Origin of the sequence: Streptomyces doebereineriae (genome assembly GCF_031845645.1) — a bacterium.
Classification (GTDB): domain Bacteria; phylum Actinomycetota; class Actinomycetes; order Streptomycetales; family Streptomycetaceae; genus Streptomyces; species Streptomyces canus.
Map to the genome: position 1 here is coordinate 1 of NZ_JAVREZ010000223.1, position 466 is coordinate 466.

1 pseudogene is annotated in these 466 nt (G+C 78.5%); it reads right to left on the reverse strand.

Annotated elements, in window-relative coordinates:
• A pseudogene (locus tag RNB18_RS51575) lies at nt 1–462 on the reverse strand (PAS sensor protein); the annotation flags it as partial.
• Between the last annotated feature and the right edge of the window lie 4 nt (nt 463–466).

Consider the following 466-nt stretch of genomic DNA (forward strand, 5'->3'; position numbering starts at 1 on the left):
GGTGCACGTCACGGTGTACGAGCTGCCCCCGGCGGTCCTGCGGGACTTGACCGTACGGGCGGTGCCGCTGCGCAGGACCTGGTCCAGCAGGGGCAGCACGCTCAGCTCGGCGAGCTCGGGCAGGGCCTCGGCGGCGGGGGCGCCGCAGGGGCGGGGGCCGAACGCGGCCTCGTACGCGTCGTTGACGTACGCGACCCGGTGGTCCGGGCCGTGCAGCAGCGCCACGGCGACGGGGAGCCGGCCGAGGATCTCGCGGGCCGAGAGGTCGTCCAGGGCGGGGCCGGGGACGGCCTGCGCGGGGGCGGTCCCGGGCGGGGCCGGGGGTGTGCCGTCCGGCAGGGTGGCCGCGGTCTGCGCCTGGGCGTACTCGGCCCGGGCGGCGGGCACGGGACTGCGGTCGTCCCGCGCGGCGGCTCGGCGCTGCGTTCCGGGAAGGCGGGCGCTCCAACGCGTGAAGTTCACGGAA